Origin of the sequence: Frankia sp. Allo2, from assembly GCF_000733325.1 — a bacterium.
Taxonomy (GTDB): domain Bacteria; phylum Actinomycetota; class Actinomycetes; order Frankiales; family Frankiaceae; genus Frankia; species Frankia casuarinae.
In genome coordinates, this window is record NZ_JPHT01000016.1 from 1 (window position 1) to 21,623 (window position 21,623).

Annotated in this window: 16 protein-coding genes, 1 tRNA gene and 3 pseudogenes; 17 read left to right on the plus strand and 3 right to left on the minus strand. The window is 69.5% G+C overall.

Features of this window, described 5'->3' with window-relative positions; translation table 11 throughout:
* Positions 1-306: 306 nt before the first annotated feature.
* From ALLO2_RS12600 to ALLO2_RS27220, 10 genes and pseudogenes are all read left to right on the plus strand, one after another.
* Positions 307-1,239, plus strand: a pseudogene (locus ALLO2_RS12600) (tyrosine-type recombinase/integrase); the annotation flags it as partial.
* On the plus strand, positions 1,229-1,678 hold the full coding sequence (locus ALLO2_RS12605) for a DUF6262 family protein (protein WP_023841883.1): 450 nt from the start codon (positions 1,229-1,231) through the stop codon (positions 1,676-1,678). The pseudogene ALLO2_RS12600 and the gene ALLO2_RS12605, both read left to right, overlap by 11 nt.
* A 306-nt stretch (positions 1,679-1,984) precedes the next feature.
* Positions 1,985-2,476, plus strand: a pseudogene (locus ALLO2_RS12615) (IS256 family transposase); the annotation flags it as partial.
* Positions 2,477-2,504: 28 nt separating this feature from the next.
* Positions 2,505-3,421, plus strand: a pseudogene (locus ALLO2_RS12620) (IS5 family transposase).
* A 361-nt stretch (positions 3,422-3,782) separates the two neighbouring features.
* Positions 3,783-4,592 (plus strand): SAM-dependent methyltransferase, encoded by an 810-nt coding sequence (locus ALLO2_RS12625; RefSeq protein ID WP_023841886.1) that lies wholly within the window; start codon positions 3,783-3,785, stop codon positions 4,590-4,592.
* Complete coding sequence (locus ALLO2_RS12630) at positions 4,589-5,803, plus strand: hypothetical protein (RefSeq protein WP_035732308.1); 1,215 nt, start codon at positions 4,589-4,591, stop codon at positions 5,801-5,803. The genes ALLO2_RS12625 and ALLO2_RS12630 overlap by 4 nt, the downstream gene beginning before the upstream one ends.
* Positions 5,804-5,964: 161 nt before the next feature.
* A complete protein-coding gene (locus ALLO2_RS12635; RefSeq protein WP_232235066.1) occupies positions 5,965-6,957 on the plus strand; it encodes an ATP-binding protein in 993 nt (330 codons plus the stop codon).
* A gap of 17 nt (positions 6,958-6,974) precedes the next feature.
* Positions 6,975-7,331, plus strand: coding sequence for a hypothetical protein (locus ALLO2_RS12640; RefSeq protein WP_023841889.1), 357 nt, complete (start codon positions 6,975-6,977; stop codon positions 7,329-7,331).
* 201 nt (positions 7,332-7,532) lie between these two features.
* The gene (locus ALLO2_RS12645) at positions 7,533-7,847 is read left to right on the plus strand and encodes a hypothetical protein (RefSeq protein WP_139341497.1); all 315 of its coding nucleotides are present in this window, start codon (positions 7,533-7,535) and stop codon (positions 7,845-7,847) included.
* Between the two features lie 301 nt (positions 7,848-8,148).
* Positions 8,149-9,735: a helix-turn-helix transcriptional regulator gene (locus ALLO2_RS27220; RefSeq protein WP_023841891.1), complete on the plus strand. Its 1,587-nt coding sequence runs from the start codon at positions 8,149-8,151 to the stop codon at positions 9,733-9,735.
* Here the strand turns inward: ALLO2_RS27220 and ALLO2_RS12660 are convergent.
* Positions 9,700-10,758: an NAD-dependent epimerase/dehydratase family protein gene (locus tag ALLO2_RS12660; protein WP_011436466.1), complete on the minus strand. Its 1,059-nt coding sequence runs from the start codon at positions 10,756-10,758 to the stop codon at positions 9,700-9,702. The two genes, ALLO2_RS27220 and ALLO2_RS12660, sit on opposite strands and share 36 nt — an antisense overlap.
* A gap of 1,136 nt (positions 10,759-11,894) precedes the next feature.
* On the opposite strand from ALLO2_RS12660, the gene fxlM reads away from it, so the two are divergent.
* The 7 genes from fxlM (at position 11,895) to ALLO2_RS27225 (ending at position 20,387) form a co-directional block, all read left to right on the plus strand.
* Complete coding sequence (gene fxlM, locus ALLO2_RS12670; protein ID WP_035732312.1) at positions 11,895-13,121, plus strand: methyltransferase, FxLD system; 1,227 nt, start codon at positions 11,895-11,897, stop codon at positions 13,119-13,121.
* 70 nt (positions 13,122-13,191) lie between these two features.
* On the plus strand, positions 13,192-13,386 hold the full coding sequence (locus ALLO2_RS12675; RefSeq protein WP_023841893.1) for an FxLD family lanthipeptide: 195 nt from the start codon (positions 13,192-13,194) through the stop codon (positions 13,384-13,386).
* Positions 13,387-13,471: 85 nt separating this feature from the next.
* Entirely contained in the window at positions 13,472-16,567 is a 3,096-nt protein-coding gene (locus tag ALLO2_RS12680) for a lantibiotic dehydratase (protein ID WP_035732314.1), read from the plus strand.
* Positions 16,564-17,802, plus strand: coding sequence for a lanthionine synthetase C family protein (locus ALLO2_RS12685; RefSeq protein ID WP_035732316.1), 1,239 nt, complete (start codon positions 16,564-16,566; stop codon positions 17,800-17,802). The genes ALLO2_RS12680 and ALLO2_RS12685 overlap by 4 nt, the downstream gene beginning before the upstream one ends.
* A gap of 12 nt (positions 17,803-17,814) precedes the next feature.
* Positions 17,815-18,660, plus strand: a complete 846-nt coding sequence (locus tag ALLO2_RS12690) for a thiopeptide-type bacteriocin biosynthesis protein (RefSeq protein ID WP_035732318.1) — start codon at positions 17,815-17,817, stop codon at positions 18,658-18,660.
* On the plus strand, positions 18,657-19,808 hold the full coding sequence (locus ALLO2_RS12695; RefSeq protein ID WP_023841894.1) for a hypothetical protein: 1,152 nt from the start codon (positions 18,657-18,659) through the stop codon (positions 19,806-19,808). Before ALLO2_RS12690 ends, ALLO2_RS12695 begins: the two co-directional genes overlap by 4 nt.
* Positions 19,809-19,991: 183 nt before the next feature.
* A complete protein-coding gene (locus ALLO2_RS27225) occupies positions 19,992-20,387 on the plus strand; it encodes a hypothetical protein (protein ID WP_082456821.1) in 396 nt (131 codons plus the stop codon).
* On the opposite strand, the gene ALLO2_RS12700 is transcribed toward ALLO2_RS27225, so the two are convergent.
* Positions 20,352-20,436 (minus strand) — tRNA-Leu (locus ALLO2_RS12700). The genes ALLO2_RS27225 and ALLO2_RS12700 overlap by 36 nt on opposite strands.
* 214 nt (positions 20,437-20,650) lie before the next feature.
* The gene (locus ALLO2_RS12705) at positions 20,651-21,619 is read right to left on the minus strand and encodes a ParA family protein (RefSeq protein ID WP_035732320.1); all 969 of its coding nucleotides are present in this window, start codon (positions 21,617-21,619) and stop codon (positions 20,651-20,653) included.
* Between the last annotated feature and the right edge of the window lie 4 nt (positions 21,620-21,623).

Here is a 21,623-nt window from a genome sequence, read left to right on the forward strand (position 1 = left end):
CAACTCCTCGACCCGCAGCTGCAGCTGCCCGACACGGGCCTCGGCTTTCTCCGCACACTCCTCGGCCCGCTCGGCACGCCCACGCCAGTACGCCACCTCGGTGACATCATCGGTGACAGACAGAACAGACACACCACCCAGGACACATCACCAGCGTCCTCGGTATCAGGAACTACACCCGACGTATCACGAAGAGCCCACAACCCCCCACCAGCATCCCGCGGACACTCCGCCCGACTCCCGCCACAGCCACGACACCGCCACACGGCGGAACCAGCCCCTCCACGCCATCGCCGAATACTTACGGTCGAACACCCCGACAACCTCGCCCGCTGGCACGACCCGGCCAGCCGCGTCGTCACCCTCATCCTCATCCACACTGGCCTACGCATCGGCGACGCACTGCAACTCCCGGTCGACTGCATCGTCCGGGACACCGACGGCGCCCCCTACCTGCGCTATCTCAACCACAAGATGAAACGGGAGGCGCTGGTCCCCATCGACGAAGAACTCGAAGCCGAGATCACCCGGCAGCAGCGCCGCGTCACCGACCGGTGGCCCGACACCACCCCGACGCTGTTTCCCAAGACGAAAGCCAACCCGGACGGCCGGAAACCACTCGCCAGCTCCACCTACCGCACCGCACTCGCCCGCTGGCTGACCCGCTGCGACATCCGCGACGAACACAACCAGCCAGCTCACCTGACCCCACACCAATGGCGCCACACCCTCGGAACCAGACTGATAAACCGAGACGTCCCCCAGGAAGTCGTCCGGAAAATACTCGACCACACCTCCCCAGAAATGACCGCCCACTACGCCCGGCTACACGACACCACCGTGCGCCGCCACTGGGAAAAAGCCCGCAAAGTCAACGCCCACGGTCAGGAAGTGACACTCGACCCGGACGGGCCCCTGGCCGAGGCGGCCTGGGCGAAACAGCGGATCTCCCGCGCCACCCAGGCGCTGCCGAACGGCTACTGCGGCCTACCGGTACAGAAAAACTGCCCGCACGCGAACGCCTGCCTGACCTGCCCGACTTTCCTCACTACCGCGGAATTCCTACCCGAACACCGCCGGCAGCACCAGCAGACCCTGCACATCATATCCGCCGCCGAAGCCCGCGGCCAGCAGCGCCTGGCCGAGATGAACCGCCGCGTCGCCGGAAACCTCGAGAAAATCATCACCGCCCTCACCGAAGACAGCAGGCAGAAAGACACGGTCGCCGATGCGTCCTGACAACACCGCCCCCATCACCGCCGCCGCCCGCCGCCGGCACGACCAGGCCCGCGCCCGCGCTACCCAGGCGCTGCGCGAGCTCGACCGCGCCGGCGCCCCCGTCACCTTCGGGTCCGCGGCAGCCGCAGCCGGCGTCTCCCGGTCCTGGCTCTACACCCAGCCCGACCTGCGCGCCGAGGTCGAACGCCTCCGCGCCGCCACCAGGCAGACACCATCCCCGCCCGTCCCCACCCGCCAGCGCGCCTCCGAGGCCGCGCTGCTCGCCCGGCTGGAAGCAGCCCTGCAACGGAACCGGGAACTCGCCGACGACAACCAGCGGCTACGCCGCCAACTCGCCCACGCCCTCGGCGACCAGCGAAAACCACCCACCGGACACGCGGACAGCCGACCACGCCGGAACATCCCAGAAAACTCTCCCACAACGATCGGACCGTGCTGAACAGCAGGAAACGATCTCGGGTGTTCGCGTCGACGACATCGTCCTCGACGCGAACACCCAGGTCACAGCCTTGATCAATAGTGAAGCTCAAGATAAAACCAGTCGTGACCCTCGCCCTCAATACCGCAGAACCGATCATCGAGGGCCACTACGGCCGCGCCGCCTTAGACGCCATCGGCTGCTGCCTCCTTATCGGATGGTCCCACATCGCGCCGGACGGGACTGTTTCAAGATCGGTGTTTCCGGCCCGACACGCCGGGCGTAGGTCCAGCGGGATGGGCACTGTGAGTGATGACATCGGGTGATATGACCCTCAGCAAGGAAGATCGTGATCGGGGGCGGCAGCTGTCGCCGGAGCAGGCTGCGGCAGCTGCGATGGTCGCCGATGCGAAGGCGCGTGGGCTGGCGCTGACCGGGCCGGACGGCCTGTTGAAGCTGTTCACCAAGACGGTGCTGGAAACGGCTTTGCGGGAAGAGATGACCGAGCATCTCGGGCACGAGAAGAACCGTGCCGATCCCGAACGGGACAGCGTAAACGTTCGGAATGGTAGCCGACCGAAGACTGTCGTTTCGGAGGCGGTTGGCGAGGTTGAGATCTCAGTTCCGCGGGACCGGGAAGGCACGTTCACCCCGCAGATCGTGAAGAAGCGGCAGCGGCGGCTTTCCGGTGTGGACGAGATCGTGCTGTCGCTGTACGCGAAAGGGCTCACGACCGGGGAGATTTCCGCACATTTCGCTGAGATCTACGGAACGTCGGTGTCGAAGGAGACGATCTCCCGGATCACGGACGCGGTCCTGGGTAGCTGTTTGGGATCTTGATGCTTGTGTGCTGAGTGTGGTCGCCTGGCTGGAGTTGGCGTGTTGGGATGATCGATGGCGGACGGTCGGGTCATGCCTCGGTCTGACCCGTATCCCTCCGATCTGTCCGACGCGGAATGGGCGTTGGTGGAGCCGTTGCTGCCGCCGGTGTCGAAGGACGGTCGGAAGGAGGCGCATCCCCGCCGGGAGATCGTGAACGCGATTCTGTATGTGACGCACTCGGGATGTACGTGGCGGTCGTTGCCGCGGGACTTCCCGCCGTGGGAGACGGTCTACGGTTTCTTCGCCCGCTGGCATGACAAGGGCGTGATCGCGCGGGTTCATGACGCGCTACGGGACATCTCCCGCGAGGTCGAGGGTAGGGACCGGCAGCCCACGGCGGGGGNGATCGACTCGCAGTCGGTCAAGGGCGCCCAGACCGTCGGTGCGGCGACCCGAGGCTACGATGCGGGCAAGAAGGTCAATGGCCGCAAGCGGTTCCTCATCACGGACACGCTCGGGCTGCTGCTGAGCGTGCTCGTGCTGCCGGCCAGCGTCCAGGACCGTGACGGCGGCAGACGGATCATGGTGGATCACTACTTCGACCACTGGAACTGCCGTCATCTGTTCGCCGACGGCGGGTTCGCCGGGCGTTTCGTCGACTGGGCCGGTGAGGTCATGAGAACCAGCGTCGACATCGTCCGGAAAAACCCTGGGCAACGCGGCTTCGAGGCCCTCCCGAAACGCTGGGTAGTGGAACGAACCTTCTCATGGATCACCGCCCATCGCCGGCTCGCCCGCGACTATGAAAGAAGACCGGCTATCTCCGAGGCATTCATCCGCCTCGCCATGATCCGAACCATGGTGAGGCGCCTTCCCCGCCAGCTCGCGAACAGCCACCAGACCATACCAGTCACTACAGAGAGTAGCCAACGCAAGATCTAAAACAGCTTCTCACTCCTGACACCCCACCGTAGGGAAACGATCACACTCCGGGAAGATAAGGGCTGGCAACGAGCGAAGAGATGGCCGTTGCCCTCGGTGTTTTCCCAGTTCAGGTGGGGTCGGGACGGGTGAACGGCTTCTTCGCGGTGAGGGGGATGACCACCTGACGCCGCTAGGACGATGGTGTAACGGTTCCGTTTTGCCTACCGTCAGCGAGGACCGTTCCCATGATGAGGATCGCCTGTTCGACACATCGTGACCACCCCACAGGGACCAGACCCGGCCCGGTCACACGGTCGGACCGGCCGCGTCAGCCGAGAAGCCGTGTCGTCACCACGGCGCGCTGGTCACGGGGGCAGTCGTGACGGACGCGCATGACGTCACCGCAGTGGGGGCCGAGGGACCGAACGTCGCACGGGTCTACGACTACTTCCTCGGCGGCGCGCACAACTTCCCGGCCGACCGGGAAGCCGCGGCGCAGGTCGAGCAGGCATGGCCGCAGATCCGCGACACCGCCCGGGTCAACCGGCTGTTCCTGGGCGAGGCGGTCCGCTACCTCGCCGGCGAGGTCGGCGTCCGGCATTTCCTCGACATCGGGTCGGGTATGCCGACGATGGGCAACGTCCACGAGGTCGCCCAGCAGCTGGCCCCGGACGCCCAGGTCGTCTACGTGGACAGCGACCCGGGCGCCGTCGCACACAGCCAGATCCTGCTCGCACCCAACCCGCTGGCCACGGCGGTGGAGGCGGATCTGCTCCGGCCGGACGAGATCCTGGACCATCCGCAGGTGTCCCGGCTGCTGGAGCGGGGGCAGCCGGTCGCGCTGCTCCTGGTCGCGGTCCTGCACTTCTTCCCCGACGACACCGGCCCCCGGCACCTGGTCTCCCAGCTGCGCGACGCCCTACCCGCGGGCAGTCATCTGGTCGTGACCCACGCCACCGGCGACGGCCAGTCCCCGCAGGTCACCGAAGCCGCCGAGGTGTACCGGCGCACAACCGCGCCGTTCCAGCTGCGCGACCGCACCGAGGTGCTGTCGTTCTTCGACGACTGCACGCTGGTCGACCCCGGACTGGTCCTGCTCCCAGGGTGGGAACACGACCGGCAGCGAGGCCGGTCGACGACGGTGGAGGGTCGGCTGCCGGTCTACGCCGGTGTCGGCCGCGTCCGGTGAGTCCGCGTTCGGGTTGCTCGACGTGCTGGAGTGACGGCGACGTCCGCGATCTGCTGTCCCACACCGACGGGTGGATCGCCGACGCGACCGCCCAGCGGTGGCCCCACAGCGAGGTGACATTCGGGGCGATGACCACGGCGGGCGGGGCGGTGTATCGCCAGGTCCGCGTCGGCGGGGNGGCGCTGTGCGCGACGGTCCGCCCGGCAGGCCGGGCGCTGTCACGCCTCGTCCGCGGCGACCACGGTGATCTCGCCACCGTGCTCGCCGACGCCGGCGCCGACGCGGCGACCGCGATCGCCGGCCAAGCCGAGCAGCTCACGGCGCTGGCGGCCTCCACCCGCCTGCGGGTGGCTCCCCCGATCGCCTGTACGGAGGGGGTGATATTCACCCCCTGGGAGGACGGCGCCACGCTGGCCGCCCTGCTCCGGGCCCGGCCGATGGAATTCACCGGGGTCGTGACGGCGCTGATGGACGACCTCAGCGACCTGCACCGGAATCCACCCGCGCAACTGTCCGAAACCGCGGCGACGACCCGCGCTCTCCCCCGGGTCGTCGCCGAAGCGTTGAGCCATCCGGTGGACCACCTCCACGCTAGCGACACGACAGCAGGCGAGATCGGAGAGCTCCGCGCGCTCGCGGGCAGCCTGTCAACGCGGCTCGGCCGGCTGGCCGCCCAGCTGGACCCGATAATGCTCAGCCGCGGCGGCATCGCGTTCGGGAACCTCAACCCACGCGGCGTCCTGTATCCCGACGGATCGTCACGGGCGGCACTGGTGTCCCCCGCGCTCGAACCCGGCGGAGACCTCGTGGACACCGGAACCCTGCTCGGCCATCTGCACCCGCTGATCCTCGGCTGCCCGACACCAGTCCGGACAGAACTCGTCGAAGGCGTCGAGGCGTGGCTGTCCGGCCGGCTGGCCGCCTGCCGCGACCAGTGGCGGGACTGGCTGCACGCCGTCCTGACCATCTGGGCGGCCACCGTCTACGACCAGGCGATCACCACGCTGACGCTGCCAGCGGTCGCCCTCCGGCTCGGCCCGACGGCGGCCGATCCGCCGGCCCCGCCGCTGGCGGCGCTGTCCGTTCTTGACGTACTCACCCGGGAGTTGCGCCGACGCGGCGCTGGTGCGGCGCTGAACGCCGCCCTCGCTGCCCTCGCCGACAGCCCGGCCGACCAACCGGCACGGCAGCTCGACTCCGCTGACCACTGATCACTTACCCGTTCGTAGACCGAAGGTGCACGTCCATGGCTATCAGCCTGAGCCGGCCACCGGGCAGCCGATCACAGTCCGCCCCTCCCGCGCCGCCTGTTTCCGCCCCCGCTTCTTCGCCCGGTCAGGATCGTGCCGTTCGCGGCCGATCCACCGACCCGTTGATCGCTCTCGGTCCGAAGGCGACCGCCCAGCCGCCCGAGCGTGCGTTCGAGCTGCTGCGCGGTAGCGCGGTGCGCCTCCTGGACCGGCACGTCCAACGCGACGGTGTGTGCGAGAAGTGTGGATGCGCCTGGCCGTGCCGCGTGGTGGTGCTCGCCGAGAACAACCTCACGCTCGTCCACGACGCCCCACCCGCCTCCGCCAGCGCCAGTCGCGCGGCCGTCCCACCACAGGCGGCGGCCGGCCGCATCTCGTCCCACCCGCCCGCGCCCCCTCGACGCGACGGCGAGAACAGCCGGGAGAGCCACATGACCACCGCCGTGGCCACCNCCCCCGCCAGCGCACCCGAACCGGCCGTTCACCTGCTCCCGCACCGCGTCTGGAGCTACCCGACCAGACCCCAGTCCGCCAGCGCCGCCCGCCGCGACGTCACCGGGCAACTCCACCAGTGGGATCTTGACCATGTGATCGACACGATCACCCTGCTGACCTCGGAACTGGTCACCAACGCGCTCGCCTCCAGCCTGCGCGGCGATGATGACCTGACGTCCCAGATCGCGATGCGCCTGACCTACAGCGACCACCATGTGATCGTCGAAGTCTGGGACGGAGGACCAGGCCACCCAACCCGCAGGGCCACCAGCCCCGACGCCGAGGACGGCCGCGGCCTACACCTGATCACCGCTCTGACCCCGCGCACCGGCTACTACCAGGCCCGGGTCCACACCCCCGACGGCAGCCACCAGGAGCGAGGCAAGGTCGTTTGGGCCGCTCTNCCCCACCACNCCCCTCGTCCTCACCGCATTCCGACCGCCCCGACCGACGGCCTGCCGCGACGCGAACGCTTCGCCGCCCACGCCGCGACCCCGACCGCCCCGGACGTCTTCGACCTCGACCTGCTGCACCGGGTCCGCGACGGCCTACGCACCCTCGACACCCACCCGGCACGCCCCACGCCCACGGGCTCCGGCCAGCACGTCCCAGCCACCTGAACCGAGAGGCGAACGCCATGCCTGACCCTGCTACCAGCTCCTGCCCCTCGTGGTGCGAGCAGCCCGCCGGCCACCTCGACGTCATGCCCGCGGGCCCCGGCGACTACCACGTCTCCGAGTTCACCGTGATCGACCTGCCACCCATCCCCGGGGTCCGCGACCAGACAGCGATCCAGGTCTCGATCGAGCAGTACGTCACCGCGACGACCACCTACCAACCGATGATCTCCCTCGGCGCCGGAGAAGAGGACCCCGACAGCGAAGCCTTCACCCTCGACGAAGCCGACACCCTCGCCGCGACCCTCACCCGCGCGGTCGCTGCCGCCCGCAACGCCCAGACACAGCCCTCTCCAGAGTCGGACGACCGCGCGTGACACCCCCGTCGCGCGCCTGAAGGTCCACCGGCGCTCCCGGCAGCCGGACAGACAATAGCCAGGACACAGCGGCACGCCGCCACTCAACCTGCACCCAACAGGAATCCAATCTCAGCGGATTGCCCCTTGCGATCAGCCCCCTCNGCCTCCTCCGGCGAGGCGTCCGCGCGACCGCAGACCCGCGATGACGAAACGGCCCGCATGTCACCTCGCCCCCGCACTGTCCCACCCGCACTCCGCCCGATCGTGCTGCTCGCCAGGATGCGCGAGATGCTCCCGCCAGCGCGGCTGGCGGACCTGCTCACCACCTTCGACCCGTCTGCCGCCCCGACGGCACCAGAATGGGCCGACCTGTGCTCGGCGCTGGACGCCTACGACCAGGCGGCACAGTTCGGTCTGAGCACCGAGGAGGCCCGCAACCAGGTCGACATCGCCGCCATGATCTTCCACGTGCGCTACCGCGGCGCTGAGCACCGACCGGGCAGTTGCATCCACGAGCGTCGAGCCGCCCGATAAACGTCCCGCACACCGCGACATCACCGCGAACCGCACCCCGTGACCTGGCGCCAGCGATGGCGAGCTCGTGCGTGTCCGTATCCGCCGCCTGCCACCGCGAACTGACGCGCCGCCCGGGACCGAACAGATCGCACCGCCTTACGTCATTTCCGCAGCTCAGGCCGCCTCTCAGCAGCCGAAGAACATGTTCGTGGCAGGGGGAATGACATGCACAACCGAAAGGCTGATCATTATGGTCGCGTGACTGCCCGGTGCAGCGGGCGGCGGACCGGGCGGCGCGGTGGTCTGGAGGGGATACGACGTGAGTAGGCACAGTCTGCGGGTGGAGCAGGACGAGCTGCGGGCGCGGATGCGCGCCGTGGGCATGTCGCACGACGAGATCGCCATCGAGTTCGCCCGCCGCTACAAGCTGCGCCCCCGCGCGGCCCACCGGATCGCGCACGGCTGGACCCAGCAACAGGCCGCGAACCACATCAACACCCATGCCACCCGCACCGGCCTCGACCCGGACGGCGCCGCACCCATGACCGCGCCGAAGCTGTCGGAACTGGAGAACTGGCCGCTGCCGAACAACCGCCGCCGACCGACCCCCCAGCTCCTCGCCCTGCTCGCCGAGGTCTACGACACCAGCGTCCAGAACCTTGTCGACCTCGACGACCGAGAACAGCTCACCCCCGCGGACCACCTCATCCTCAGCCAGACCGGCCAGTTTCAGCCCATATCCCCTCGAATACCTCTGACGCCTAGCCATCGTGGCCCCGTGAAGCTTTCCGGCCCGCCTGCGAGAACGGTACGGCCTGACGGGATCGAGCACCTATCAATACCGTACGTACCGGTGGAAATGGAGCGTGTCATGTCGGCTGCCAAGGAGTCAGGGGAGCATGCGATGTTCGCGGCGGCCGGAAGCCTCGACGAGAGTTCGGTGGAACAGCTCGCCGACGATGTGCGCCGGCTCGCGCACACCTACAACACCACCCCGCCCTTCCAGATGTTCACCGAACTGGCCAAGACCCGGAACACCGTGTACGCACTGCTGGAACAGACGAAACGCCCACGGCAGCTCAATGAGCTCTACGTCTTCGCCGGGCAGGTCTGCGGCCTGCTCGGCATCGTCAGTCTCGACCTCGGGTTCCCTGACGCGGGAGTCGAGAACGCCCGTGCGGCGTGGGCGTATGGGCAGATCGTCGACGATGACGGGCTGCGCTCATGGGCCCGCGCTGTCCAGGCCACCATCGCCTTCTGGTCGGACCGGCCCAGAGAAGGGATACGGCTGACGGCCACGGGCCTCGACCACGCCAGAGCGGGGTCCGGAACGGTTCGCCTGCACGCCGTGCAGGCCCGCTCCTACGCGATGATCGGTGCCGCGGACGAGGCGATGACCGCCTTGGTCGCCGCCCAGCGCGCCGCCGAGGCGGACGCCTCAGACGACCTTCTCGACAGTGTGGGCGGCGAGTTCTCGTTCGGCGAGGAACGCCGGCTCCTCAGCGCCGCCGCCACCCATCTCGCGCTCAGCCAACTCGACCAGGCTGCGCACGCGGCGTCCCAGGCGATCGACTTGTTCACCGCGATACCGATCGCCGACCGGTGGACACCAGGTGAGCACGGCGCCCGGATCGATCTGGTCGTCGCCCGAACACTGGGCGGCGATCTCGACAGCGCGCACGATGCCCTCGTCCCCGTCCTCGCGTTGCCGTCCGAGCAGCGCACGGGGCGCCTGACGGGGCGGCTCCACCGGCTGCGCCGGTCGCTGAGCCAGCCGCGTTACCGCGGATCTGCCGAAGCCGAGGACCTTGACGACCAGATCGAACACTTCGTGCGCGAGTCGGCCACCGCCATGCTGCCCCCGGGCACCTCACACCAGGCCCTTCTCGCCGGAGGCGGCCTGTGACCGGCACTCCCACAGGTCGACGAGGCGGCGCTCTCTGTCGGGGTCGAAACCGTGCTCGTCCTGACGTTCATGCCGGACCGGAGCGCCACCGGCCGCCAGCCACGCCCACGTGGCCAGGACCGTCTTCTCGATCGGCCGGCAACGCAGGCCCGCCGCCGCCGCGCGGGTCGCATCCAGGCGCCATGTCCCTGGCTGCACCCGCCACAGCGGGATCTCCGTCCACTGACGCACCCCCTGTTCGACCAACCAATCGGGTTCCGCCCAGACAACCTCGATCTCATCTGCGCCTCGGACGTCCCGCGTCGCCGCAGCGCACGCGTCCAGCATCCGGCCGTAGGTCGCGTGGCCGGTGGGCGCCGCGACGTTGAAGATGCCGCTGGCCGACCGCCCGATCAGGTCGAGCAGGAACGACGCGAGGTCACGCACGTCCACAGGCTGGATCGGCCTGTCGGCGGGTGCGGGGGCCAGCACCCGCCCGCCGCGCGCCATCCGCCGAAGCCACCACGGCAACCGTCCGACGTACTCGTACGGGCCGAGAACCACCCCCGGCCGCACCATGAGCAGCCGATCCGGGGAAACGCTCCGCCGGACCGCGGCCTCACACCCGGCCTTGTGGGGGCCGTACCGCACCGCGTCCCAGCGAGGATCTTCCACCACAAGATCGGGGTTTCCCGGATGTAGAGGTGAGGATTCGTCGACCGGGGACGCGGGCCAGTCGCGATACACCGAGACGGTCGACACGAACACGTACCGACCGGCCTGCGCGCCCAGAACCTGAGCGGCCAGGCCGACCGAGCGGGGCTCCGCTCCGCCGACGTCCACCACGGCATCCCACGGCCCCGCCGCCGCGAGGCGTTCAAGATCCTGGACGTCGGTTCGGTCGCCGCGCAACGGGTGGACCCCTGCGACATCCGGTCCGGACCTACCCCGGTTGAACGTCGTGACCGCCCAGCCACGGCCCACCGCGTCCTCAGCCAGGACACGGCCGACGAACCAGGTTCCTCCCAGGATCAGCAGGCGCATGGCGCAATCGTCTCAAAAGGACTTTCCTGTGCGGCCGGCGCTTCCGTGTGATCGTCGATGTCGCGGACACTGCGAAGGAGAGGCGACCTGCCGCCAGTCCGGACGCGGGTCGGCGGAGCCCCTGGCCCAACGCCGTAGCCGCCCGGCACATGTCGCCAGACCAAGGCGCAAGCGCACACCCAGCCGCCGCAGCCGAGGGCAGCGCGTGCCTGCCCTGACGCGGCAGACACCGGCAGTCGATCAGCTTCGGAGGCCGCAGCCTCCCGCTGCCGGCCGAGTCCGTAGCCGTCTGTCACCGACAGCCGTCCGCTCAGGATCAGCCGGGAGAGAGGCGCCGCGGGTCGCGCGAAGGAGCCGCATCGTCGGTGGAGCCGGACCAGACGCCGTCGGAACGCGGTAGCAGGTTCAGGTCGCCGTGGTCCCAGACAGGTGATCGAGGCCGAGGCCGGCGGGCCTGCCGAACGAATCGGCATGATCGCGCCGGATAGATGCACCCTGACACCACTGTCTGCGCAGGTCAGGTGTCTCTCGGGAGCCGAAGAGAAGCTTCGTCGTGGTGGGAATGACTTGCCCCCCGGGCTCCAGCCATCGTGGTGTGGCGCCATACGCGGCATCCACCGATCTTGATCGGTGCGCGGGCCGTACCACCCGAGGGAAGCGAGATGATCATGTCCTTGTGTCGCGTTCGCGCCCGGTCCGCGTGCGCGCGTCTCGCCGTTCCCCCCCAGCGCTGGGGCGACCGGCGTTCGCCGACGGCCAGCCCTGGCCGACCGGGGAGCCGCGTCGGGTCGATGGGGCCGGTACCGGCTTCGAGCACATCACCTGCACTACCTACGGACCCAGCGTGGCCGTGGCCGCGAAGCGGATGGCCGACCAGATCCGCCGGTGCGGCCGGGGCCAGCCGCATCTTCCCCGGCGCGGTACATCTTCCCGATCGAACCATTCGTGAGAGTCGGCGTCTGGAAGAGCTGGCGCTGGACAGGGGCGCAGTCGCGTCGTACTCACCCGGCCGTACTCGACATTGCCGCCGACACATCATCGGAGCATTCCCTTCACCTAGCTCATCGCCACTTCCATATTCTGGGTCAGAGGAGCGACCTAGACTGCCATTTCCCGTCTCATTAAGGTGTCGAAAAATGACTTCAGTCCAAGATTCGAGCGCCACCGACAGTGCGGCCACGTTGCGTGCCGCGATGGTGGACGAGCTTCGCACCACGGGGGACGCGATCAAGACTGGGCAGGTGGCTGCGGCTGTGGGCAGGGTGCCTCGGCACCTTTTCGCACCCGACGAACCGCTGGAGGCGGTCTACGCCGCAAACAAAGCACTTGTGATTAAACGCGATGGGAATGGTGCGGCGCTCAGCTCGCTGTCCGCCGCGCACATTCAGGCGGTCATGTTGGAGCAGGCCGAACTTGAACCGGGAATGCGTGTCCTGGAGGTTGGCTCGGGCGGCTACAACGCCGCCCTCATCCAGGAGATGGTCGGCGACGGAGGCTCGGTGACGTCCGTCGACATCGACCAGGAGATCGTGAGCCGGGCCCGCGCCTGTCTGGACGCGGCCGGCTATCGAAATGTTGAAGTCGTGGCGGCCGACGCCGAGGCCGGCGTACCCGAAAAAGCACCCTACGACCGGATTATCGTGACCGCAGGGGCCTGGGACATCCCACCAGCCTGGCAGGAGCAGCTCACGAACGGCGGCAGGCTCGTTGTGCCGCTCCGGCTACGAGGGCTGACCCGGTCGATCGCGTTCGACCGGGTCGACGAGGACGGTGACGTCGGTCTGGTCAGCCGCAGCTATCGCCTGTGCGGATTCGTCCCGATGCAGGGCATCGGGACGTTCCGCGAAAGGCTCGTCCCTATTACCGACGAGGTCGTGCTTCGGGTCGACGACCCGTCCCAGGAGTTCGACGTCGAGGGGCTGCGCGACGCGCTGGCCACGCCGAGGCTGGAACGCTGGTCCGGAGCGGCCTTCGATCTTCCTGACGAGTTGGAGTTCTTCCTCGTCACGAATCTGGCCCAGGTCGCGCACCTGCATGTGGACGAGACGCAGGTCCAGAACGGCCGCTTCGCGCCCTCGGCCGCCAGAGGTGTGCCCACGCTGGTCAGCGGTGGCAGTTTCGCCTACCGCACCAAGCGCCCGAACGAGAAGACCGGCGGATTCGAGAGCGGCGTCGTCGCGCACGGTCCCGACGCCGATCGCGTCGCCGAGCACTACGTGGAACTNCNCCGCCGGTGGGCCAGCGATCACCGCCGTTCCGGTGCCGCCCACATCCGATACGTCCCGAAGGCCGCGGGGACGCCGGCGCCGTCCGTGGGGCTGGTGCCGAAACGGCACGGCGCTGTCGCTGTCCGCTGGCCCTGAGTTTCCGCGCTCCCGAACGGATGCTCGGGAGCCGGAATGCACCACCACCATCACAACCCAGGAGGTCTTCATGTCCATCCAGCTCGATGACCCGGTGTTGGCCGTGCCCCCGCAGGCGGGACGAGACCAGGAGGAGGACTTCACCACATGGGACCTGGACATCTCGATCGTCGAGTCCGGACCGGCCGCTGACCGGCTCATCCGGATGACCGACGACGGCTGCGGCACGACGTGCGAGACGGCCTGCTCGACCACCTGCCCGTAACCAGCGCCCCGACGACCTGAGAACGCGGCGTCCGTACGGCCGGCCTCGGCGGCCGGACGGACGCCGCCCGACTACGGAGCGGCTGGTGTATCAGCATCTCGACTCCCTGGTGGTGCGTGCCGCGGTGAACCCGCCCGTGGACGTGGCCGAGCGATGGCCCGACCTGGTCGGACCGGCGGCCACACCAGAGTCCTGGCGCCTCTGGTTACGGGAGGTGATGCAGAATCGCGCCTTCGAGATGGCGCTGGAGCAGGCCAGCCCTGTGCTCGCTCGCCGCGTTCGGGAGATCCGCGACGGACGCCAAGTGCCCCAGGCCGGGGTGCGGCGGGCAGTGCTGTCGGTGATGCGTTACCGGCTTCGCGCGTCGGGACGGGCGACGCCGTTCGGCCTGTTCGCGGGGGTCGCGCCGGTGCGTGTCGCTGACCACGCCTCGGTGCGCGCAGGCGTGGCGCACCGTGCCGTCGCGCGGGTCGAGGCTGGCTGGCTCTGCGCGGTGGTCGACCGGTTGGAAGCCGATCCGGTCGTCCGAGCGCGGCTGGATGTGGTGGCGAACAACCTCGTGTTCGAGCGGGACGGCCATCTGGTGCTGGAGCACCGTGCCGCAGGAGGCACCGACGGTGTTCCTACGCGCGTGCAGGTGCGGGCGCACGCACCGGTCCGCGCCGCGATGGGTATCGGCCGCCGCTCGGTGCGGTTCTCCGACCTCGCGGCCAGGCTCGCGTCCGAGTTCGCTCCGGTCCCTGCCGACGTCGTCGACAGACTTCTGGCCGATCTGGTGGCGCAGCGGTTCCTGCTCACGAACCTGCGGCCTCCGATGACGGCGAGCGATCCTCTCCGTCATGTCGTGGGTGTGCTCCAGACGACCCTAAATGGCGGGCCGGTCACCGTCGAGGCGGCCTGGGTCGCCGAACGCCTGAACGGGATTGTCGATGGGCTGCGGAGCCACGACAGCGCGTCGAGTTGGACCGTCGCGCGCAGCAGCCGCGAGCGCCTCGGCGAGGACATGGCTGAGGTCCACCCTTCGGCGGAGCCGGCACTCCGGGTTGATCTGCGGATGGACTGGGCGCTGGCTGTGCCCCGCGCGGTCGCGGTCGAGGCCGCAGCGGCGGCGGGCGTGCTGGTGCGCCTGGCGCGGCGCTCGACGCTCAGCTCCGGCTGGGACGCCTGGCATGGCCGGTTCCTCGAACGGTACGGGCCGTGCGCTCTGGTTCCCGTTTTCGACGCGGTCGACCCCGAGATCGGACTGGGTTATCCCGCCGGCTACGCCGGCAGTCCCGCACCCGCGGGCGTGACGTTCACCGATCGGGACGCGAAGCTGTTGGCGTTGGCGCAGAACGCCGCGCTGCGCCGCGAACGGGAGATCGTCCTCGACGACAGGATGATCAGCGACCTTACGGTCGTCGACCAGGACGCCCACGTTCAGCCCACCACGGAACTCACCCTGCGCGTCCACGCCACGAGCACCCGCTCGCTCGACGATGGCGCGTTCACCCTCGCGGTCGTCGGGGTGTCACGCAGAGCCGGCACCACGACCGGACGACTCCTCGACCTCTTCGACGCGAAGGACAGTGCGCGGATGCGCGCGCTGTACGCGGGTCTTCCCACCGCGAGCCGCGACGCGCTGAGCGTGCAGATCTCCGCGCCCGCTCGCTACACGAACACCGACACGGTGGGACGCGCCCCCCAGATCATGGCGCACCGGCTCTCCCTCGGCGAGTACGACGACAGCGAGGACGGGGACTCGCTGCCTCTGGACGACATCGTGGTGACGGCCGATGTGCACCGGATCTATCTGCTCTCGCTCTCCCGCCGCCAACTGGTGGAACCGGTGGCGCTCAACGCGGTGGAGCCGGTGCGACGCGCGCATCCGCTGGCGCGTTTCCTCGCCGAGGCGCCGGCCGCGCTGAGCGTTCCCTGCGCCCCCTTCGACTGGGGGGTCGCGGCCCAGCTACCGTTCCTGCCGGCGCTGCGGCATGGACGAACAGTCCTCTCACCAGCGCGCTGGCTGCTGGGGACCGCGGACCTGCCCGGCTCCGCGGCCGGCTGGACGGAGTGGGACCGTGCCCTGGCCAGCTGGCGGGAGCAGGTCAACCTCCCCTCGGCGGTCTACCTCGGCGACGGTGACCAGCGCATCGGACTGGACCTGTCTGAGCCGGCCCACCGGGTACTGCTGCGCTCCCACCTCGACCGCTCCGGCGCCGCGCTGCTGCGCGCCGCCCCCGACACCGACGCGGCCGGCTGGGTCAGCGGGCATGCCCACGAGATCGTCGTCCCCCTGGCAGCGGTCGCCGCGCCGGCGGCGACACCGGGCTGGTTCAGCCGGGCGCAGGTCGTTGGCCGCGATCATGGGCATCTTCCGGGCTGCGACGCACGGTTCTCAGTCAAGATCTACGCCGGCCTCGGTTGCCAGGACGACATCCTCACCCGCCATCTGCCGCACCTCGTCCACGAGCTGAACGGGCAGCAGGCCGCGGGCGAGGCGCGCTGGTGGTTCCTGCGCTACCACGACCCCGACGACCATCTGCGCCTGCGGCTCGCGGNCACCNCCGACGGNGTGGCGCCGACCGCCGACCGGATCGGTGCCTGGACCCAGCGGCTCCGCCGCGCCGGCCTGATCTCCCGCGCGCAGTGGGACACCTACTTCCCCGAGACCTCACGCTTCGGGGGCACCGCCGCGATGGACGCCGCGGAGGCGTACTTCGCCGCCGACTCAGCGGCGGCCCTCGCCCAGCTCGCCGCCTCCAGGGAGAAGAGCGGGCCCGACCGTCGCGCGCTGACCGCCGCCAGCATGCTCGCCATCGTGACCGGCCTGATCGGCGACACCGCCGAGGCGACGAGCTGGCTCATCAGCCACACCCGGACGGAGCCGTCCGCCCCAGCCCGCGCGCTGTACCAGCAGACCGTCGCCCTGGCGAACCCGGCCGACCCACGCGCGCTGGCCGCACAGCCCGGAGGCGAGCACGTCCTCTCCTGCTGGGCGCACCGGCGCGAGGCACTCACCGCCTACCGACACGTCCTCCAGGAAACCCGCGCGGAGGCCCCCACCTCCCTGCTGCCTGATCTTCTGCATCTCCACCATGTCCGCATGGCCGGAGTCAGCCTGGCCGGGGAACGCGCCTGCCTGCACCTGGCTCGCGCCGCCGCACTGAGCTGGACCGCGCGCACGAGGAACCCATCATGACCAGCTCCGATCCGGACGCGCTCGCCGCCGCGAACACTGTTGCCGAAGCACTAGCCGACCCGCACACCGCCTGGGCCGCCCACCGACCGACCGGGGGAAGGGCGTGGCCGCAGTCGCTCGCCGGCGGCGCGGCGGGCATCGCCCTGCTGCACATCGAACGTGCCCGCTCCGGGTACGGCGACTGGAGCACCGTGCACGCCTGGCTGTCCGCCGCCGCGTCCGACGCCCTGACCGCGGCGGCCAACGCGGGCCTGTACCTGGGCGCTCCGGCCCTGGCCTTCACCCTGCACACCGCAGCCGGACCATCAGGCCGGTACCACCGTGCCCTCGCCCATCTGGATCAGGCCGTCGTCGCCATGACCCGCACCCGACTCGCCGCGGCCCACACACGCATCGAACAGAGCCGGCGGCCCGCGATGAAGGAGTTCGACCTGATCCGGGGCCTGACCGGACTCGGCGTCTACCACCTGCGCCGCCACCCCGATCACCCGATCACCGGCGAACTGCTGTCGTACCTGGTCAGACTGACCGAACCACTGGCCGGAAGAGACGACCTCCCACCCTGGTGGACGGACTCTGCACCCAACGGCGAACCCAGCCCCGAATTCCCCCAAGGACACGGCAACGTCGGCCTCGCGCACGGCATCAGCGCCGTCCTCGCCCTGCTTGCCCTGGCCCACCTGCGCGGCCTGCCGGTCCGTGGCGCCGACGACGCGATCGCACGGATCTGCGCCTGGACCGACCGCTGGTGCCAGCACGGCGACACCGGCCCCTGGTGGCCCGGATTCATCNCCCNCCGCCAGGTCCGTGAAGGCAAGGTCGCCGCAACCCTGCGGCCCCGCCCCTCCTGGTGTTACGGCGTCAGCGGCACCGCCCGCGCCCAACAGCTCGCCGGCATGGCCCTGCGCGACACCGCACGCCAGCAAGCCGCCGAGAACGCGCTCCTCGCGGCACTTCGCGATGAGGCGCAACTCGACCAGCTCACCGAGATCGGCCTGTGTCACGGCACCGCCGGGCTACTCCAGTCCGCCTGGCGCATGGCGGCCGACTCCCACCATCCCCAGCTCACCGCCGAACTCCCCGGCCTGTCAGCCAGGCTGATCGCACAGATGGGCACAACCGTGCGCGACCCCGAACTTCTCGACGGCGCCGCCGGCGCCGCCCTCGCCCTGCACACCGCCGGCACCGGCGCCGCCCCGACGTCGGGCTGGGACGCCTTCCTCCTGCTGGCCTGATCAGGAGCCGACATGGACACCCGCACCTGGCACCAGGTCAACGTCACCTTCCCCGACTGGGCGAACGCCGAGGGCACCGCCGTGGACCACCTCGCCCCTCTGCTGGACACCGCCGAGACCGACGGGCTCATCACCTCCTGGTTCTTCGTACGCAAGGCGCCCTGCTGGCGCATCCGCTACCTGCCCCGCCAGACGACAGGAGAGGCCAAGGCGTACATCCACACCCGTCTCGCCGATCTCCGGGAGACACGCCGCATCGAGGACGCCACGTCCACCCTCTACGAACCAGAAAGCCATGCCTTCGGCGGCGCCGAAGGCATGGACACCGCCCACCGGCTCTTCCACCTCGACAGCCGACACCTGCTCNCCTNCCTNAACAGCNCCAGCCACAAACCGGCCGACCGGCGCCGCCGTGAACTGTCGGTCCTGCTGTGCTCGCACCTGCTACGCGCCGCCGGGCTCGACTGGTACGAGGAAGGAGACGTGTGGGCGCGAGTCGCCGAGCACCGGCAACCACCTGAGCGCACCCCCGACGACAGGCTCCGCACCCTGCGTGACGGCCTGCGGCGCCTGATGAGCATCGACACCGACAGCCTGGCCAAGGACACCCTGCCGCCGGCCTTCACCGATTGGACCAGCGACTTCGCCGCCGCCGGCACCGAACTGGCCGCCCTGGCCACCGACGGCCGGCTACGCCGCGGCCTACGCGCCGTCCTCGCCCACCACATCATCTTCGCCTGGAACCGGCACGGCCTTCCCCACACGGCGCAAGCCGTCCTCGCGCACACCGCCAAGACCGTCGTGTTCGGGCACGACCCCGCCTCCGATCACCAGCCGCACGATCGGGAACCGGCATGACGAACGTCGGAACAGACCCGGCCGACGAGAACCTGCTCGCCTGGTTCCCGCTGGTCCAACGCCCCCGACCACCCGGCCTCCCCCTCGAAGACCGAGTCAGACAGCTGCACGACCTGGCCGCACGGACATCGGACGGTCTCCCGCTCCTCCGAGCGGCCGAAGTCTGCAACAAGGCGGCGCTGATCGCCTCCGACTGCGGACAACCAGACCTCGCCCAAGACCTGTGCTGGCGCCAACACACGCTGTTCGATCAGGCGCGGCCCCTGCCCGCCTCAGCCGCCGAACTCGCCCTCCAACCGGTGCTCAACCTCCCGCGCCAACTGATCCGCGATGGTGACGGCAACCGCGCTCACGCGATCCTCCAGGCCCTGCACGAGGCCGCGCGCACGCAGACCAGCGCACTGATCGACGGACGGTCCGTCAGTCTCCACAACGTCACCTGCGCCTCCGACGACCATCGGACCATGCGCACCCTGACCTGGACGGCGCTCCTGGCGGACGGAGTCCGGGCACTGGCACGGGCCGGGCGCTGGCACGAAGCCGCCGAACAAGCCGCGGCCCACCGCGGAGTCGGCCGCCGACTGCTCGACGGCCGACAGGCGACCGTCCTGGCACTCGCCCAGGCCGGGCACACCGAGCAGGCAGCAGCGCTGGTCGACCAGAGCGCCACCCCCGAACCGTGGGAACAGGCGATCCAAACAATCCTGCGGGTGCACTGTCTGCGACAGGCTGGCGCCGACACCGGCCCGCAGATCGCCCCGCTCCTCGCCACCGCGCTCACCCTGATGCGGCAGCCCGACCTCTCGACCATGGTCTTCCGTGCCCGAGCAGGCATGATCGCGCTCGACCTCGCCGACGGCCACGACCATCCGCGCATCGACGTACTACGCCGGGCGCTGATCGCAGGTGCGTTCAAGGACGCGTACACGGCCCGCGACACGCTCGCGCACCGCCTCCGGGAGTCGATGACGACGACGCAGCGCCAAACCCTGGCCGATGTCTTCCGCGCCGCCGGGCTCGATGCCGGAAGCATCCCGGAATCGCTGTACGGCGATTTGATGGAGACGGTGAAGTTCGCCGAAGATCAGCTACGTGGATGTCTCGGACGCCACGCCAGGCACTGCGAGTGCACAACAGCGACAAGCTGAACAACAGGTCGGCCGAGGACCGACGTCATCCCGTACCGCTCGGTCCGTGACAGAAGGACTACCGTGAGAATGGTTCCAGTCAGGAACCACCGGAAGATCGACCACCGGATTTCCGAGGGGATCTAGCCCGTCGTGACGGCCAAGCCAAGCCAGCGGGTAGAGCAGGACGAGTTGCGGGCGCGGATGCGCGCGGTCGGGATGAGTCACGACGAGATCGCGATCGAGTTCGCCCGCCGCTACCACTACCGCCCCCGCGCCGCCCATCGCCACGCCCGCGGCTGGACCCAGACGCAGGCCGCGAACCACATCAACGCCCACGCCGCCCGCGCCGGCCTCGACCCGGACGGCGCAGCCCCCATGACCGAACAGGAGATCCACGACATGGTCACCGCCGTGGGCGACATCGTCGCCGTTCTCACCGAAGCCGACCCGGCCGATAAAGCCGAGATCTACACCCAACTCGGCCTGCAACTCACCTACGAACCAGGAGCCCACCGAGTGATCGCCGAGGCCAAGCCTCAAGGGATCATGTACGAACGAGAGTGTCCGAGGGGGGACTTGAACCCCCACGCCCGTTAAAGGGCACTAGCACCTCAAGCTAGCGCGTCTGCCATTCCGCCACCCGGACAGGTGGTTCGCGGATGTCTCACCCGCGAACGACTGCGATGCTACACGCTCCAAGGGGGTGCTTGTCGCTACCCCCGACCATCAGACGATCAAGTCCCGACTTGCGAGTTCTGGCCCGCTTCGACGAGAACGAGAAGCAGTATGATCATTACTTGAGGTGCACCCCGGGGGATGTCGATCATGACTGGCCGGACGCCGGGGCCTCTGGGCCTCGCCTACGCGACGGGCCTATGCGACGGGCCCGCCATGCGGCTGGCCGCCCCGACCCGTCGGAGGAACTCCTCGACCAGGCTGATCAGCTCCCGGGCCACCTCGGGCGGGAGATCCGCGGACAGCACCGCCGGCAGTTGGGTTCCAGCCGCTCCAGCGAAGCTCCGGTTACTCACGCGGAGCATCGACTCGAACACCGGGAGTCCGAGACCAGATGCCTGGTGGATGTAGGGCCGCAGGAAGCTGGTCGGCCGACCGCCGTAGTACTGGACCATCATGAGAACAACACCGAGCACCCGCGGTTCGAGTCGTTTCACGGCCGGATGCATCCCGGACTGCAACCCCGCGACCCTGTTGTACTCCCAGACGAACCGGCCCAGTCTGCTCATCAGATGTTCGATGCCCAGCGTCGNCAGGTTGTCCGGCCGGGCCGGGATGAGCAGGTGGTCGCAGGCTGCGATCGCGGCCCGGGTGATGACTCCGAAGTTCGGCGGGCAGTCGATGAGCACAAGGTCGTAGTCGTACGTGGAGAAGGACGCCAGCCCGGTGGCCAGCCGCTGGTAGACGTCGAAGTAGTACCTGGTGGACCGGTGGGCCCGCGCCCCGCCCAGCCTGGCGGTGAGGTCCATCTCGATGTCGCCGAGTGAGAGGTGCGACGCGAGCAGGTCCAACGTGCCGCCGCCCGCGGCGACGGCGGCGTTGACGACCGATGGTGTGGTCACGTACCCCGCGAGGGGCGGTGGGGTGGTCTCCGGCCGCCACGACTCGAACCACGCCTTGACGGTTCTCCGGTGGTCGGCGAGGTCCGTCCGCCAGGTCTCGGGTCGGTAAAAGGAGAAGGTCAGGTTCGCCTGCGGGTCCAGGTCGATCATCAGTACCCGTCTCCCCAGCCGGGCGATCGCGGCGCCGATGTTTGCGGTGAGCGTGGTCTTGCCTACCCCGCCCTTGTAGCTGGCGATCGCCACGGCCTTCACCGCA